Source organism: Streptomyces sp. NPDC015346 (genome assembly GCF_043078785.1).
GTDB lineage: Bacteria > Actinomycetota > Actinomycetes > Streptomycetales > Streptomycetaceae > Streptomyces.
On record NZ_JBIBTW010000005.1, the window covers coordinates 277,244 to 293,838 of the forward strand.

The 16,595-nt window shown below is 70.0% G+C and carries 13 protein-coding genes; all 13 read right to left on the bottom strand.

The genetic code is table 11. From position 1 onward, the window contains the following. Positions 1-90: 90 nt before the first annotated feature. A complete protein-coding gene (locus ACF06X_RS20305; RefSeq protein WP_392288648.1) occupies positions 91-351 on the bottom strand; it encodes an acyl carrier protein in 261 nt (86 codons plus the stop codon). Continuing rightward, the gene (locus ACF06X_RS20310) at positions 344-2,242 is read right to left on the bottom strand and encodes an HAD-IIIC family phosphatase (RefSeq protein ID WP_392288649.1); all 1,899 of its coding nucleotides are present in this window, start codon (positions 2,240-2,242) and stop codon (positions 344-346) included. Before ACF06X_RS20310 ends, ACF06X_RS20305 begins: the two co-directional genes overlap by 8 nt. 57 nt (positions 2,243-2,299) lie before the next feature. Continuing rightward, entirely contained in the window at positions 2,300-3,328 is a 1,029-nt protein-coding gene (locus tag ACF06X_RS20315; RefSeq protein ID WP_392288650.1) for a 3-oxoacyl-[acyl-carrier-protein] synthase III C-terminal domain-containing protein, read from the bottom strand. A 181-nt stretch (positions 3,329-3,509) separates the two neighbouring features. Then, positions 3,510-4,571, bottom strand: coding sequence for an FAD-dependent oxidoreductase (locus tag ACF06X_RS20320; protein WP_392288651.1), 1,062 nt, complete (start codon positions 4,569-4,571; stop codon positions 3,510-3,512). Next, entirely contained in the window at positions 4,571-7,102 is a 2,532-nt protein-coding gene (pepN, locus tag ACF06X_RS20325; RefSeq protein WP_392288652.1) for an aminopeptidase N, read from the bottom strand. Before pepN ends, ACF06X_RS20320 begins: the two co-directional genes overlap by 1 nt. 53 nt (positions 7,103-7,155) lie before the next feature. Next, the gene (locus ACF06X_RS20330) at positions 7,156-8,256 is read right to left on the bottom strand and encodes a ParB/RepB/Spo0J family partition protein (protein ID WP_392288653.1); all 1,101 of its coding nucleotides are present in this window, start codon (positions 8,254-8,256) and stop codon (positions 7,156-7,158) included. A gap of 384 nt (positions 8,257-8,640) precedes the next feature. Beyond that, complete coding sequence (locus ACF06X_RS20335) at positions 8,641-9,495, bottom strand: thioesterase family protein (protein ID WP_392288654.1); 855 nt, start codon at positions 9,493-9,495, stop codon at positions 8,641-8,643. A gap of 22 nt (positions 9,496-9,517) precedes the next feature. After that, on the bottom strand, positions 9,518-10,195 hold the full coding sequence (locus ACF06X_RS20340; protein ID WP_392288655.1) for a trimeric intracellular cation channel family protein: 678 nt from the start codon (positions 10,193-10,195) through the stop codon (positions 9,518-9,520). 94 nt (positions 10,196-10,289) lie between these two features. Continuing rightward, positions 10,290-11,471 (bottom strand): ABC transporter ATP-binding protein, encoded by a 1,182-nt coding sequence (locus tag ACF06X_RS20345; protein ID WP_392288656.1) that lies wholly within the window; start codon positions 11,469-11,471, stop codon positions 10,290-10,292. Continuing rightward, a complete protein-coding gene (locus ACF06X_RS20350) occupies positions 11,468-12,592 on the bottom strand; it encodes an ABC transporter ATP-binding protein (RefSeq protein WP_392288657.1) in 1,125 nt (374 codons plus the stop codon). Before ACF06X_RS20350 ends, ACF06X_RS20345 begins: the two co-directional genes overlap by 4 nt. After that, a complete protein-coding gene (locus ACF06X_RS20355) occupies positions 12,589-13,602 on the bottom strand; it encodes an ABC transporter permease (RefSeq protein ID WP_392288658.1) in 1,014 nt (337 codons plus the stop codon). Before ACF06X_RS20355 ends, ACF06X_RS20350 begins: the two co-directional genes overlap by 4 nt. Before the next feature lie 121 nt (positions 13,603-13,723). Continuing rightward, on the bottom strand, positions 13,724-15,481 hold the full coding sequence (locus tag ACF06X_RS20360) for an ABC transporter substrate-binding protein (RefSeq protein ID WP_392288659.1): 1,758 nt from the start codon (positions 15,479-15,481) through the stop codon (positions 13,724-13,726). A 26-nt stretch (positions 15,482-15,507) separates the two neighbouring features. Beyond that, positions 15,508-16,506 carry an ABC transporter permease gene (locus ACF06X_RS20365; RefSeq protein ID WP_392288660.1) on the bottom strand — a complete coding sequence of 333 codons (999 nt, stop codon included), beginning with the start codon at positions 16,504-16,506 and terminating at the stop codon, positions 15,508-15,510. Between the last annotated feature and the right edge of the window lie 89 nt (positions 16,507-16,595).

Sequence of the window (16,595 nt, forward strand, 5' to 3'; positions counted from 1 at the left end):
TGTCCTCCCTGGTGGGTGAATGCGGTGGGGTCGTCTCACGCATGGGTCGTGGTCTCACGCACGGGGCGTCGGCTCCGCACGGTCGTCGGCTCACGCACGGCGTGGGGCACCGGCCCGGAGCTTCTCCACGAGCGCCGCCATCTGCTCGACCGTGTGAGCGGCGTGGAAGGACCGCAGATCCAGATCGACGGCGAAAGCCGATTCCAACCGCACCAGGGCTTCGATGGAATTCATGCTGTCCCAGCCGAGGACCGCGAGTGCCGTGTTCTTTTCGATGTCGGCGGGGTCGGTGCCGAGTACGTCGGCGATGATTCCGGTCACTGTCTCCTCGACCGAATCCGGCTCACTCATCCGAGAATCCACTCCTTCTGTTCAGTGCTATCCATTCCGGCGTGACCGCGACGGCGGTCGCCGGGGCGACGGTGAAGACGGTGGGCGTGGGCGCCGATTCGGCGGAGGGGGGATTCCCCTCCGGGGAGGCGACGGGGGCGAATCCGGCGTCCGTCCAGAAGCTCGCGGCGACGCCGTTCCTGGCCGAGCGGGTGTACCGGCCCTCGATCGCCGCGGCCCCGGCCTCCCGGGCCCGGCCGGCCAGCCAGCCGATCGCGGCGTTCTCCACGCCGCGGCTCAGGACGCGGCAGCTGAGGACCATGTTGAGGACCCGCCAGACGTCCGGCCCGCGCTCCACCCACAGGGCGCCGACGATGCCCTCGTCCCCGAACCGGTCGGTGACGGAGACCGAGAGCACCAGATGGCCGGGGTCCTCGCTCATCCGCCGGGTGGTGGCCTCGTCGTAACGGATCCCGGTCAGGTTGAACTGGTTGGTGCGTGCGGCGAGCTGGGCGATCCTGCCGACCGTGAACTCGGTCGCGGGGGCGATCTCGACGCTGAGGTCCAGCGCCCGCAGGAACTCCTCCGACGAGCCGAAACCGGCTGAGAAGTCGCCCCGCAGGGCGCGCTTGCGGTACAGCTCGGGGCGTTTGCGGTCCGTGTCGGTGAGCTCCATGACGTCGAACCAGCCCGGCCGCAGCAGCGCGTCCACCAGATGGGCGGGGTCACCGGCGGCCGAGACGACGGCCACCTCGGGCAGCTCGTCGCCGACCTGCCCGCGTTCGAAGTCGGAGTCGTCCATGAAGACGAAGGACTCGGTCGACAGGGACAGCGCCTCGGCGGCCTGCCGCAGGTTCCCCGCCTTGGCCGACCAGTTGACCAGGCGCGCCGAGAAGGCGTCGGGGCGCAGCACCACGTCCGGGTGGTCGGTGAGGGCCCGCTCCACGGCGTCCGCGTCGTTCTTGCTGGCGAGGACCAGGATGACGCCCTGTTCGCGGAGCCGGTGCACGGTGCGCTGGAGTTCCAGGTAGCAGTTGCCCGGGTAGAGGCCGCCGAGTTGGACGCCCTGGGCGCCGACCTCGCCGAGGACGCCGCCCCAGAGGGTGTTGTCCAGGTCGAGGGCGAGCACCTTGCGGGACAGGCCGAGCCGGGCCTGGGCGACGCGCCGGACGAGCCGGGCAAGGAGCAGCAGGGCCCCGTCGGTGTGCGGCATGTCGCCGTACCGGTGCAGGCGGGCGTCGCGGGCCGTGACGGCGGCCTCGGCCAGCTCTCCGACCAGGTCGACGGCGACCACCTGGGGGTGATCCTCGGCGAGGCCGAGCAGCGCCGCGTTCACCCGGTACCAGAGGGCCGTCACCCTGGCCCGGGCCCCGAGGCTGATGACACCGTCCCTGACCTGCGCGGGAAGGGGAAGTGTGTGGACGACGACGGTCGCGGCCGTGTGCTCCAGGCAGGCGGCGAGCTGGGCGCGGAACTCGTCCAGGCGCGCCTCGACGTGCTTCTCCAGGGCGTCCGGTTCGCCGGCCTGCCAGTCGCCCGGGAGGAAGTGGCCGGCGTCCATCAGCAGGGAGACCAGGTGGGGTTCGCCCTCGGGGTCCAGCCGGCCGGTCGCCAGGGCCATCCCGAAGCTGCCGTAGTCGGCGGCCCTCAGGGTGGGCAGGAAGCCCGCGCCGACGAGCTGGGCGCGCAGCAGCGGCTCGTACGATCCGATGGTGCACGTGGCCAGGACGGCCACCTCGACCTGGCGGAGCTGGTCCCCGTCCACGGTCAGCTGCTTCAGGGCCTTGCCCGCCTGCCGGGCGAGGGCCGTGTCGTCGCTCTCCAGGAGCGCCCGGCGCAGCGGCGGGTCGGGCATGCGGCGGTCCCGGACCGCCGCGCGCAGGGCGGCGAGCGGACTCTCGCTCTGACTCACGGTGAATGGCCTTCCTTCGGGTCTCGGGGCGGGTCTCTGGCCGGGTCTGGGACCGGATCAGGCCCGGACGAGGGAGCAGTACCAGCGCATGCCGATGGAGATCCCGGTCAGCGCGACGAGGTCCCCCGGGGCGACCGTGCCCTGCTCGATCAGCAGGCCGAGGGCGGTGAGCTGGTCGGCGGAGCCCATGTGTCCGTGGGCCCTGGCGATGTCGAAGCTGGTCCGCTCCAGCGGGATGCCCAGCGGCTCGGCGAGGTCGGTGATGCCGTCGGGGTCGTTGATGTAGATGAGGTGGGTGACGTCGTCGCGGCTGACGCCGGCGCGCTTGCAGGCCCCGTCGAGGACGTCGAAGACGCGGGTGACGGCCTGCTGCCCGAACTCCCGCAGGCGCTTGGGGTCCCGCTGGAAGTGCTCCTGGACCTGGATGTGGCCGGCGGGGGCGGTCTTGGCGGACCAGCCCTCCGGGGGCAGCGGGGCGACGGCGCCGCCGTAGTCGGTACGGAACCAGTCGCACAGGTCGGTGACGGTGAACTGCTCGGTCGCCAGCCAGGTGTTGCGCTCGTGGCCGCGCCGCAGGACCGCGGCCACGGCGCCGTCGCTGTGGACCGCGTTGTTGACCGTCATGCGGTTGCGGTGGAATTCGCTGACGCGGTTCACCGCGACGAAAAGCACGGTCTGGATCTCCGGCTGTACGGCGAGGAGGCCGGCCACGATGCCGAGTCCGGTGACGCCCGAGGCGCAGCCCTCGTTCAGCAGCAGCGTCTGCCGGTTCTCCATCTTCAGGGCGCGGCCCAGCGCGGCCGAGCCGTCCCAGTGCGGGTACTCCGGGTGTTCGGAGGTGGCCAGCACCAGGAGGTCGACGTCGTCGGCGGCCACGCCCGTGCGGGCCAGCGCGTCCTCGGCGGCGCGTGCCGCCAGGTCGGTCGCGGTGACGTCGTCGGGGGCCCGGTGGAAGGTGTGGTAACCCCACCTCACGATGCGCTCCGGATCCGGAACGTACTCTCCGGCGACTTCCGCGACGTTCTGGTCGACGCCGAACGCGTAACCGAAACCAGTAATCCCGAATTCAGCGGGAAGTTGCGCCATTACTGCCTCTCTCTCACCGCGATTTCTGGGGGCGTCAGGAATCCTGGCGGCTTCCGATTCACAAATCAACAGCGTGCGAGTTCGGCGGGGTTGAACACCTGAATCCGAAGTCGGACAGCACAAAAAAGAGGTGCCCACCGGGAATTGACCCGGTGGGCACCTCGGTGCTCCGCGCTTTACGTCAGGTGTACGCGAGGAGAGTCGCGGCGGCCGTCCTGCTCGCGGAGAGGACGGTCTTGGCCGCTCCCCCGCTCCCTCCGGTGAAGGTGTGGAGGCCCGGTCCGACCTGTCTGAGGACAAGGCCCGGCGTGTCGTGGTAGCAGTCGCAGGCGGTCACGGTACGGCCGGCGGCGAAGGCGAACGGAACGCCGAACACCCGCCCGGCGCACCGCGCGACGCGCTCCGCCAGCGCCCCGTCCGGGGTCACCGCGTCCGGGTCGACGTCCCACCGGTCCGTCGGAAGCCCGAGCAGGAAGGTGCCGTCCCCGTAGGGCCGGCCGTAGAGCCCCGAGCTCTCGTCGACGAAGGAGCCGATCCCGGTCAGGGGCGTCTCGCCGACGCTGTACTGGATCTGCTTGACGCGCAGTCCTCCGGGCGGCAGTCCGCTGCGGGCGAGCAGCCGCGGGGTCCAGGCCCCCGCGGCGAGCACCACGTGGTCGTACGGGTGCTCGCCGCCGTCCTCGGTCCGCACCGCCGGGCCCCGCGTGACGGTGTCGACGGGCGTGGTGCGGACGGTGACTCCGGCCGCGACCGCCTCCCGCAGCGCGGCCGTCCGCAGCCGCCCCGGGGAGATGTGGCCGGCGTGCCGCTCCACCACGGCCACGGCCCGGTCCGGGAGCGTACGGAAGGGGAAGTCCCGCAGAATCCGGCCCCGTTCGACCACCTCGGCCGAGCCGGGCAGGTACGCGGCGAGGACGGCGAGCGGCCCCTCGGGCCCGGCCCCTTCGGGCAGGACGTACAGCGATCCGGTCTCCCGATAGCCGGTCCACTCGCGCAGGACGGCGCTGTCGCGGATCTCGGCGAGACTCTCCGCGGCCGCGCGGCAGGCATCGGCGTCGGATTCGAATCCCCGCACGAGTCCGCCGGAGGCCCCCGACGCGTCCTCTCCCCCCGGGGGCCGGGCGGTGAACAGATCGACCCTGGCCGGCGCCGGCGCCGTGGCCGCCCGCAGGGCGAGCAGGGCGCCCGCCACTCCCCCGCCCACGATCGCCACCCGCGGCGCGGGCTCCCGCGTCTCCCCCACTACTCCTCCGCCGGCCCGGAACCGACGAGCGTCCGAGCGGCGGCCGCACGGGCCGCGCCCGCACGGGCCGCCACCGCGCGGCGGAGGTCGTCGGTGTGGTCGGCGGCCCGGCGGCGCAGCGTCACCGGCAGGTCGTCGCGGGCGAGCATCCGCTCCGCCGCTTCGAGGGTCCGGTGCGTGGCCGCGTAGCGCGGGTAGAGGAAGCGCAGCAGCAGGTCGAGGACGAGGTCGCCGCGGAGCCGGGCGGCCCGGGGCATCTCCGTGAAGAACCGGTCGACGTACGGCTCGGTGAGCGCGGTCTGCTCCGGCTGCCAGAACCCTTCGGCCAGCGCCCACAGTTCGTAGTTGGACAGGTCCGGGTCGGTGGTGATCGCCGCCCACGCCGACTCCTTGGCGGCCGGGTCGGGCAGCGCCGCCCGGCACTTGGCCGCGTACTGGTCGGCGGTGGCGCCCGGCGCCGCGTCCCGGGCCGCGGCGATGCCGGCCGCGTCCAGTTCGCCGAGCACGGCGAGGCGGTAGCGGACGCGCCAGCTCAGATCGGTGTCCAGGGCCAGCCCTGCGGGCAGTCCCTCGCCCCTAAGCCAACGGCGCAGTTCGCCGGCGTCCGCGGTGAAGTCGGTCAGGGCCCGGAAGAGGGTGATCAGCCGTTCGTCGTCCACGTCCGTGCGGGCCAGCCTGGCCCTCAGCGCGTCGGCGACGCGCGCCGTCGCCGCCGGCCGGGCGGCGGGCGCGAGGAACCGGTCGGCGACGTCGTGGCGGGCCTGTTCGAGGACCTCGGCCAGGATCGACAGTTCGGTCTCCTCGCGGACCATGTCGGTCACGAGCGCCAGATGGTCGGCGGCGGGGTACGTCCCGTCCTGGACGCCGAGCAGCAGTTGGCACCAGACCATCGCGCGGTTCAGCGGGGTGAGCCGGGGAAGCACGCCGGGGAGCGCCGCCAGGGAGCTCGCGGAGAAACGGATCTTGGCGTAGGTCAGGTCGCCGTCGTTGAGGAGGAGCAGGTGGGGTGCGGGGCGGCCGACCAGTTCCGGCAGTTCGGTGCGGGCTCCGTCGACGCGGACCCGGACCGTGGCGCTGTCGTCGGCGTAGTAGAGGCCGATGTCCATGGTGTGCGGCCGGAGCACGGGATGGCTGTCCGGGGCGCTCTGGAGGACGGCCGCGGCGGTGATGCGCCCGTCGGCGACGGAGAGTTCCGGGCTGAGCGTGTTGACGTCGGCCGACTGGAGCCATTTGTGCGCCCAGTCGGTCAGGTCGGTGCCGGCCGCCTCGCCCATCGCGGCGAGGAAGTCGGCGAAGCCGGCGGTGGAGTAGGCGTGCCGGTCGAAGAAGGTGCGCAGTCCGGCGCGCAGGGCGTCGTCGCCCACATGGGCGGCGAGCTGCCGCAGTGCGGAGTGCCCCTTGAAGTAGGAGATCCGGTCCAGGTCCAGCAGCACCGTACGGACGTCGGGGCCTTCGAGGCTGACCGGGTGGGTGGAGGGCCGCTGGTCGGGGACGTAGGCCTGGCCCTTCCTGCGGGCGGCGAAGGTCGTGGGCGGCCCGGGGAACCGGGTGGCCTCGCTGGTGATCCGGTGCGCCATGTAGTCGGCGAGCGACTGGCCGAGCCACAGGTCGTCCCACCAGGTGTGGGTCACCAGGCCGGCCAGCCACATCAGGGAGATGCCGTGGGCGAGGACGACGGCCCTGGTCTCCCGCTCGCTGTCGGTGGCCGCCGAGCTGAAGAGGTACTGCTCGCGGAGCAGGACGCAGCCGGGGTGGTCGAGCGAGAGCACGCTGAACTCGGGGACGAAGACCTGGTCGAGCTTGCCGAACGGGTGGCGGACGCCGAAGAGTTCGCGGTACGCGTCCAGGCACTGGGCGGTGACTTCGAAGAGCTCGTCGGCGTCGGCCTTGAGCGAGTCGGCCAGGGAGGCCCGGCAGTGCAGGCCCAGGGGGATGCCGTCGTGTTCGGTACGGAAGGAGGCGTACGGCCCCGCGACGACGGCGGTCAGGTAGCTCGCGAGGGCGGGCGACTCCGTGAGCGTCCAGCGTCCCGGGCCGGTGCGGACGGCCTCGCTGTTGCCGAGCACCTGCCAGGTTTCCGGAGTCCGAAGCGCAAACTCGTACGGCGCCTTCAGGTCGGGCTGGTCGAAGCAGGCGAAGACGCGTGGCGCGTTGTCCACGTACACGAAGGAATAAACATAGGTTTCCCCGTCGGCCGGATCGACGTAGCGGTGGAGCCCTTCGCACTCATTCGAGTAACGCATGTCGGCGACCACGACGACTTCGTTCTCGGGCGCGAGTCCGGTCAGCGGAAACCTTCCGTCCGCGAGTTTTCCGGTGGGGAGCTCACGGCCGTTCAGCGTGATCGAGTGAAGCACTTCCGGGGCGATGTCAAGAAATGTTTCTCCGCCCGGCTCGAGCGTATCGAAGGCTATCTTCGTCGTCGACCGGAAAACGGTCGGCCCGGTCGTCAGATCGAGATCGACGTGATAACCGCGAACCTTCAGCAGGGAACCGCGTCCCCGCGCTTCCTCATGGGTCAGACTCGGCATCTGCGCGTCCTTTCAGGATGGGCCCGGAAAGCGTTGTGCAAACCCCCGGAGTGTCAGGCCTCTTGCTGCTGGCTGTCGAGTTCCCGTGCGATCCGGAGCCACCGCTCCCCGCACGACCGCGCGACGGCGGCGATCTCGGCGCCCCAGTGCGGGGGCACGTTCTCGACGCTCGCCATGAGGTCCTGGCCGTCGATGGCGTGCGTGTCGTACCAGCGGAGCAGGGCGCGGCCCGACTCGGAGTACTTCAGCAGGGGGTCGCGCAGCAGCTTGGGCCGCACCGTGGACCACTCGGCCACGGGGAAGGCGACGGGCTTGCGGCGCTGGGCGGGCGGCTGGTCGGCCGCCTTGCACTCCTGTTCGGTTTCCTGTGCCCGCCGCTCGGCCGCGGCGTCCTTCCCGACCAGCCGCAGCTTGGCGGGCAGCGGGTCGGCGCCGCGCTGGATCCGCTGGCGGACATCGCGCGCCGTGGAGACCGAGACCCCTGCCTGACGTGCCACTTCCCGGAGCGGCATCTCGGGATGGGCGGTGACCACCTCGCCGGCGCGCAGCCGGCCCTGGGTGTAGTCGAGGGGCCGCACCCGGCCGTCCCTGCCGACGCGGCTGTTCGACTGCGGACCGGTGTCAGTCGAACGTTCCGCCATGGTCCGGCGCAGTGCGCCGACGGTCTTCGCCGCAAGGCCGGTGAGCCTGGCGACGGCCCGGTCCGACCACTGGGGCTGCGTGCTGAGGACCCGGCGCGCCGCGGCCTCGCGGTCCGTGCGGGAGAGGGGCATGCCGTGCGCGATGTTCTCCTGGACCGCGAGAAGGAAGATCAGCTCCTCGGGTCCGTCGAAGAAGCGGACGTCGATGGTCTCCTGCCCCCTCATCAGGGCGGCCCGGAGCCTGTGCGACCCGTCGATGACGCGCATGGAGCGGCGATGCACGATGATCGGGGGAAGCCTGTCTTCGATATCCGCGAGGAGCTGGGCGTGGGCGGGATCCTCGCCGGCCAATCGAGGGGAATCGCCGGGAAGGACCGACCCTATGGGAACCGATTCCACCAGGCTCAATTCGATCGATAATCCATTCCTCGTGGCGGACCATCCTTCTGTACCCGTCCCGCCGCGCCCACGCGGATTATCCGCACTGGACAATCGCGCCCCCGCTCCAGCCATGAGGATCCCTCTCCTGAGAACCGACTACGCGCCGCACCGTTCCTAGGAATCAGCTCTTCCGCCCAAAACCCCTATTCATTCTCTTGAAACGAATAAGGCGCCACTTCGGGCGGAATTGGATACGGCGAACACACTAGCGGACAGGTGAGATGGATGCCACGCCTCACGCAGAGGGGAAGGGGACGTGCCCAAACGAATACAAATGCGGCAGGGTCGCCATTCCCATTACTTCACCGCGATCGCGCGACCGACTGGTACGAGCCAGGTCACGGGATGGTTACGCAAAAATTTACGCGTTCGCATACGTGATGCGAACGCGTAGTGGATCAAGCGGAAAAGTGGTCGGGCATACCGGATCGGCATGAGGTTGGGGCATATGTCCCCTCAGACGCGGGGTGCCCTGGCCAGCTGCCGGGACTGGGCGACCAGGCGGTCGGCGGTGTCCCACACCTCGGCGTCCTCCTCGAGGAAGCCGCCCGCGAGGTTACGGGTGGTGATGGCGACGCGCAGCGGGCCGGGGGCCGGGCGGCAGCGGATGTGCGTGGTGAGCTCCACGGTCGGCGTCCAGCCCTTCAGGCCCAGCTCGAAGGAGGTCGGCGGCAGCGCGTCGACGGTGAGCAGCAGCGAGAAGGGGTCGGCGTCGCGGCCGTCGGCGAGACCGAACCAGCCGCGCATCTCGCCCTTGCCGGACGGCGCGCCGACGGCCCATCCCACCGTCGCCGGGTCGAGCTTGATGTCCAGGCGCTCCGTGATCGCCGAGGAGCCGGGGATCTTGGGCGCGGGGCCGTCCGAGGGCCCGAGGCAGTGCTCGCGCGGCGGGATGGCCGGCGGCGTCGCGGTGGTGCGGACGTCGTCGGGGAGCGCGTCCAGGTCTCCGTACGAGGCGAGGACCCGCAGGCGCTCGACCTCGGTGCCGTCCTCGGCGTACTGGAAGAGCGACGCCTGGCCGGTGGAGAGGGTGCGGCCGGTCCGGATCACCTGGGTGCGGATCACGGCCGGGCCGGGCACGGAGGGCGTGAGGTAGTGCGCGGAGACCGTGAAGGGGTCCGGGTGGGGCAGGGCGTCGCCGAGGGCGCGGCCGAGGAGCGCGAGGAGGTAGCCGCCGTTGACCGCGTGGATGATGGTCCAGCCGGCGGAGAGCTCCGCGTCGTACACGCCCGGTCCGCGCGGTGTGACGGCGGTGTCACGGTCGAACTCACTGTCCCCGATGGTCGCCTTGACCTGTGCTGCCTGTGCCATGGCGGAACCGTACAACACTTGATTACCAAGCGGTAGCTTTTTCGGTCTCCTCCGTGGCCGACGAGCGCCGGTTCCAGGCGCGCGGAGCCCGCCAGTGGAAGCGCATGGCAAGGAGCCGCAGGACGAACGCGGTCAGGGCCGCGAGGCCGCTCGTGACCCCGTTCAGCACCTCGAAGCGGATGCACAGCACCACCATGGTGGAGCCGACGATCGCCGGGACGGCGTACAGATCCCGGTCCCAGCGCAGCAGCGACGGCACCTCGTTGGCGAGCACGTCGCGCAGGACACCGCCGCCGACGGCGGTGGCGAGCCCCAGCGCGGCGGAGGACGTCAGGCCGAGCCCGTACTCGTACGCCTTGACGGTGCCCGCGACGCAGAACAGCCCCAGGCCGGCCGCGTCGAAGACGTTGACGGCGGTCTGGGTGCGCTCCACCTGGGGGTGCAGGAAGAAGACCAGGACGGTCGCGACCAGCGGCATGAGGAAGTAGCCGAGATCGGTGAAGGCGGCGGGGGGTACGGCGCCGATGATCAGGTCGCGGAAGAGGCCGCCGCCGAGGGCGGTGACCTCGGCGAGGACCGCTATGCCGAAGACGTCGAAGTTCTTGCGGACGGCGAGGAGGGCGCCGGAGATGGCGAAGACGAAGATGCCGACGAGATCGAGCACGTGTTGAACGGAGGGGGTGAACAGTTCGTGGAGCACCAGGCCATTGTGCCGCCCGCCCCGACTGCGCCCGGCCCCCGGCCTTTCCCTGGCCGGGGGCGGGCGCGACAGGGGCCCCACGGGCCCCCGAGGCCTACGTGGCGTCCGGCTCCGAGGCCGCCTCGCCCTTCGACACCGGCTCCGTCGCCGGGACCGGCTCCGGCTCCGGCTCCGGCTCCGAGGCCGCCTCGCCCTTCGACACCGAGACGATCTCCACCGCCTCCCGTGCCGACGGCAGCACCTTCTCACCCGGCGCCTGGTCCTCCGCGTTCTCCGGGTGGTGGCAGGCCACCTGCTGCCCCGGCTTCAGCTCGAGGAGAGGCGGTTCCTGCGTTCCGCAGATCTCCGTCGCCTTCCAGCAGCGGGTGTGGAACCGGCAGCCGCTCGGCGGCGCGATCGGCGAGGGCACATCGACCTTGAGCAGGATGCGCTCGCTCTTCACACCCTTGCGCCGCGGATCCGGCACCGGCACCGCCGACATCAGCGCCTTGGTGTAGGGGTGCATCGGCGCCTCGTACAGCGACTTCCGGTCCGCCAGCTCGACGATCTTGCCGAGGTACATCACGGCGATCCGGTCCGAGACGTGGCGGATCACCGACAGGTCGTGGGCGATGATCACATAGGTGAGGCCGAGCTCGTCCTGGAGGTCGTCCAGCAGGTTCACGACCTGCGCCTGGATCGAGACGTCGAGCGCGGAGACCGGCTCGTCGGCCACGACCAGCTTCGGATTGAGCGCGAGGGCCCGCGCGATGCCGATGCGCTGCCGCTGACCGCCCGAGAACTCGTGCGGATAGCGGTTGTAGTGCTCGGGGTTGAGACCCACCAGGGCCAGCAGCCGCTGGACCTCCTTCTTGACCCCGCCCTCGGGCTGCACACCCTGGAGCTTGAAGGGGGCGCCGACGATCGTGCCGATGGTGTGGCGCGGGTTCAGCGACGAGTACGGGTCCTGGAAGATCATCTGGATGTCGCGGCGCAGCGGCCGCAACCGGCCCGCCGACATGTGGGTGATGTCGTGGCCCTCGAACTCGACCTTGCCACCGGTCGGTTCGAGCAGCCGGGTGATCAGCCGGCCCATCGTGGACTTGCCGCAGCCGGACTCGCCGACGACGCCCAGGGTCTCGCCCGGGCGGACGTCGAAGGAGAGGCCGTCGACCGCCTTGACCGCGCCGGTCTGGCGCTGGAGCAGCCCCTTCCTGATGGGAAAGTGCTTGACCAGCCCCTCGACCTTGAGCAGCGGCTCGACGGATGCGCTGTCGGTTGCGTTGTTATCGGTCACAGCTTCGGCGCAATCTCTTCGGTCCAGATCCGGGTCCGCTCCTCCTGCGACATGTGGCAGGCGGAGAAATGCCCGCTGCCCAGGCCGCTCCCGGTCTCCGTCAGCTCGGGGCGGGTGGTCCGCGTGATGTTGTCCTTCGGGATGTCCGCGTACGGGCAGCGCGGGTTGAAGGCGCAGCCGTCGGGGACGTTGATCAGGGACGGCGGGGAGCCCTTGACGGGGATGAGCCGTTCGGTCTGGTCCCGGTCGATGCGCGGCATCGACCCGAGCAGGCCCCAGGTGTAGGGGTGCCGCGGCTCGTAGAAGACCTGTTCGGCGGTGCCGCGCTCGATGCACCGGCCGCCGTACATCACGAGCAGCTTGTCGGCCATCTCGGCGACGACACCCAGGTCGTGGGTGATCATGATGACCGCGGAGCCGAACTCCTTCTGGAGGTCGCGGATCAGGTCGAGGATCTGCGCCTGCACGGTCACGTCGAGCGCGGTCGTCGGCTCGTCCGCGATGAGCAGCCGCGGGTTGTTGACCAGCGCCATCGCGATCATCGCGCGCTGGCGCATGCCGCCGGAGAACTCGTGCGGGTAGGAGTCGACGCGCTTGGCCGGCTCCGGGATGCCGACGCGGTCGAGCATCTCGACCGCCCGGGCGCGGGCCACCTTCTTGGTCACCTTGTTGTGGACGCGGTACGCCTCCACGATCTGCGCGCCGACCGTGTAGTACGGGTGCATCGCGGAGAGCGGGTCCTGGAAGATCATGGCCATCTTCTGGCCGCGCAGCCGCCGTACGTGCTCGGGGTCGGCGCCGATCAGCTCCTCGCCGTCCAGCCAGACCTCGCCGGAGATCCGCGCGTTCGGCGCCGCGTGGTGGAGGCCCATCACGCCCAGGGAGGTGACCGACTTGCCCGAGCCGGACTCGCCGACGATGCCGAGCGTCTCGCCGGCCTTGACGTCGAAGCTGACGCCGTCGACCGACTTGACCAGGCCGTCGTCGGTACGGAAGTGGATCCGCAGGTCACGGACGGAGAGGAAGGCGTCCTCGGTGCCGGAGCGCTGGGCGGGCACCGGCTCTCCCAGCGCCGCGGCGGCCGGCGTGCCGACCGTCTGCTCCTTGGAAACCTCGCTCACGAGTACCTCACCCTGGGGTCGATGGCGGCGTACACCAGGTCCACCAGCAGATTGCAGAAGACGATGAAGAAGGCGGCCGTCAGGGTCACGCCCATCACGATCGGCAGGTCGTTGTCCTGCACGCTCTTGATGGCGTACTTGCCCATGCCCTGGAAGGAGAAGACCGTCTCGGTGATGACGGCGCCGCCGAGGAGGAGACCGAAGTCCATGCCGAAGATCGTGACGATCGGGGTGAGCGCGGCCCGCAGACCGTGCTTGCCGACGACGGTGCTCTCCTTGAGGCCCTTGGCGCGGGCCGTACGGATGTAGTCCTCGCTCATCGTCTCCAGCATCCCGGCCCGGGTGAGCCGGGCGTAGAGCGCGGAGTAGAGGAAGGCGAGCGAGCACCACGGGACCAGCAGGTTCCAGGCCCAGTCGAGCGGACTCTCGGTGAACGGCACGTAGTTGATGCCGTCCGACCAGATCGGCCACTGCACGGTGAGGACGCCGAGGGCGAGCATGCCGGTGAAGAAGATCGGCAGGGAGACGCCGGCGAGGGCGACGCTCATGAAGAAGCGGTCCAGGAAGGAGCCGCGCTTCAGGGCGGAGACGACACCGGTGGCGATACCGCTGATCAGCCAGATGACCGCCGCGCCGATGGCGAGCGAGAACGTGACCGGGATACGGCTCACGATCTCGGGCCACACCTCGATGTGACGCTTGAACGAGTAGCCGAAGCAGGGCGCGTCGCAGTGCTGGACGTCCGGCCCGAACTTGTAGTCGGCGCCGACGACGATCTGCCGGATGAAGTCCCAGTACTGGGCGTAGAGCGGCTGGTCGAGGCCAAGGTTCTTCTTGACCGCTGCCACCGTGTCGGGGTTGGCGTCCTTGCCCACGTACTGGGCCGCCAGTTGGTCCATCGTCTGGCCCGCCATGCGGGGGACGAGGAAGAAGATCGCGAAGGTGACCGCGCTGACGACCAGCAGCAGGAGCACCGCGCCGAAGACGCGTCGGATGAAGTACGCAGCCACAGCTATCCGGCGTCGGTGCCCGCCGGCGGCCGGTGGTCCCTTATGGGGATCACCCGGCCGGCCCGGCGGGCACCGAAGCCATCACCTGCCTTTCGAACTCTCGGGGTGGCGGAACCCGCTGCTACTTGGCGGAGCCCATGAGCAGGTAGTCGTACATGCCCAGGTAGGCCTCGCTGACGGTGACGTTGGTCGCCGAGGCGGGACGCAGGAGCAGGTTCTTGCGGTAGAGCAGCGGCACCGCGGTGGCACCCTCGGCGACGGCCTTGTCGACCTCGCCCCAGATCTTCTCGCGGGCGGCGGTGTCGGTCGTCGCGATGCCCTCGTTCAGCATCTTGTTGATCGCCGGGTCGTTCAGCTCCTGGACGTTGTTGCCACCGGACGGCTTGATGGCCGAGCCGTTGATGATCTGGTCCAGGAAGCCGAAGCCGGTCGGCCAGTCGGCGCCCCACGCGGTCATGATCATGCCGAGCTTGTTGGCCTTGACGTAGCTCGGGTTGCCCGCGAAGTTCTGGAAGTACTTACCGGCCGGGAAGGACTTGATCTCCGCCTCGATGCCGATCTTCTTCAGCGACGCCTGCACCGCGGTGGCCATGGCCATCTCGGAGGGACGGTCCGAACGGGCCGACAGGTTGGTCTTGAAGCCGTTCGGGTGGCCGCACTTGGCGAGGGCCGCCTTGGCCTTCGCCTCGTCACCCTTGTTGCCGGCGGTCTCGTACAGGTTGAACTTGGCGTAGCCCGCGACGCTCGGCGGGATCAGCGTGCTGGCCACGTCACCCTTGGGGTCGCCACCGGCGGCGGCCTGGACCGACGCCTTGTCGAGGCCCCACTGGACGGCCTTGCGGCACTCGATGTTGTTGAACGGCGCGACGTTGACGTTCAGTCCGATGTAGGACGTGGCGCCCGCGTACGGGTTGTCCGTCTGCTTCTTCAGCTTGGGGTCGGTCAGGACCTTCGGCTGGGTCGCCGGGGCGACACCGGTGCCGGCGCCGTCGACGGTGAGGTTGTCGGAGATCAGGTTCGCGTCGACCGTCTCCTGCTTCACACCGAAGCGGACCGTGATCTTGTCCGGCAGGGCCGGGCGGATCGGGTCGGTCTTCGGGTCCCAGTTCTCGTTGCGGACGAGGGTCGCGCCCTTGCCCTCCTCGTAGGAGGAGAACTTGTACGGACCGCTGGAGACGATGTGCTTGACGTACTCGGCGCCCTTGTCGGCCGCGCGCGGCACCGGGGCCGTCTGCGAGAAGGTCGCCAGGTAGTCGAAGTCCGCGAAGGCGTTCTTCAGCTTGAAGACGATCGTGTGGGCGTCGGGCGTCTCGATGGAGGCGATGCCGGCCGGGTTCTTGTCCTTGTACGGACCCTGGTACTTGTCACCGCCGATGAGGTGCGCCTTGAAGTACGTCGGGCCGTTCGACAGCGCCTCGGGGGCGAAGTTCGAACGCTCGACGGCGTACTTCACGTCCTTCGACGTGATCGGCGTGCCGTCCTGGAACTTCAGCCCCTTCTTCAGGGTGTAGGTCCAGGTCTTCGCGTCGGCGCTGGGCTTGCCCAGGGACTCGGCGAGGTCGGGGACGACCTTGAGGCCTTCCTTGCCGGCCGCCGGCTTGAAGGAGGTCAGCGTACGGCCGTACAGGCGGGAGAAGTTCTGCACCCAGCCGTAGTACGTGTTGCCCGGGTCGAGCGAGTCGGGCTCGTCCGACATCTCGAAGGAGACGGTGCCGCCCTTCTTGTCGGACTTGTTGACGATGGAGGTCAGCGCCGCGTCGGCCGTGGCCGAGCCGCTCTTGCCGCCGCCCTTGTCGTCCTTGGAACCACCGCACGCGGACGCCCCCAGCGCCAGCACCACTGTCGTGGCGACCAGAAGAGTCGTTTTTCTCGTCTTCACCTGAGGAAAGCCCCCTCAATCGTTGGTTACTTGCTGCGAGGGTCGAGGGCGTCTCGCAGCCCGTCGCCCAGCAGGTTGAAGGCCAGGACCGTGATGAAGATCGCCAGGCCCGGCACGAACATGTACTGCGGATCGGCCTGGTAGGTGTCGACCGCGGTGGTGAGCATTCCGCCCCAGGAGGCCTGCGGCGGTGCGATGCCGACGCCGAGGTAGCTGAGACCCGCCTCGAAGAGGATGTTGGTGGGGATCAGCAGCGTGGCATAGACCAGGATCGGCGCGACCAGGTTGGGCAGCAGCTCCCGGAAGAGGATGAACGGGCCGCGCGCGCCGAGGGACCTGGCCGCCTCGACGAACTCGCGGTTGCGCAAGGTCATCGTCTGCGCCCGCACGATCCGGCCCATGTACGGCCAGCTGAAGAAGCCGATCACGAAGATCAGCACGCTGATCCGCAGCGGGAGACCGCTCAGGCCGAACGCGCCGTCCTGCAGGGTCGCCGAGAGGGAGATCGCGAAGAGGAGGAGAGGGAACGCCAGGAAGGTGTCCATCATGCGGCTGATCACGGTGTCGACCCAGCCGCCGTAGAAGCCGGCGACGACGCCCATGACCACGCCGATGAAGACGGAGAGGACCGTGGCACCGCCGGCGACCAGCAGGGAGACCCAGGAGCCCTCGATGATGCGGGCCAGCAGGTCGCGGCCGAACTGCGGGTCGACGCCCAGCGGGTGGTCCCAGCTCATGCCGCCCCAGGCGCCCTTGGGCGCCAGCAGTGCGGGGTCGATGAGGTCCTGGTTGAACTCGTTGGGGTCGAGGCCGAAGACCGCCTGGATCGGCTTGGCGAGGACGGCGAGCAGGATGAGCAGGAGGACGACGACGCCGCCCGCGACCGCCAGCTTGTCGCGCTTGAAGCGCGTCCAGGCGATCTGGCCGAGTGAACGTCCCTCGATCTGGCTCTGTCGGGCCCCCGTGAGTACTGCCTCCGGCTGCGCCTCGGCAGCCGGTCCGGTGGTCTCGATCGGTGCGGTCACAGTGCCTAGACCCCTCCCGGCCGGCGGTAGCCGGCCCGTACCCCGTCACCGCAACGGCCGTTCTCGCATCAGTGGTGCAAGCGGTTCCG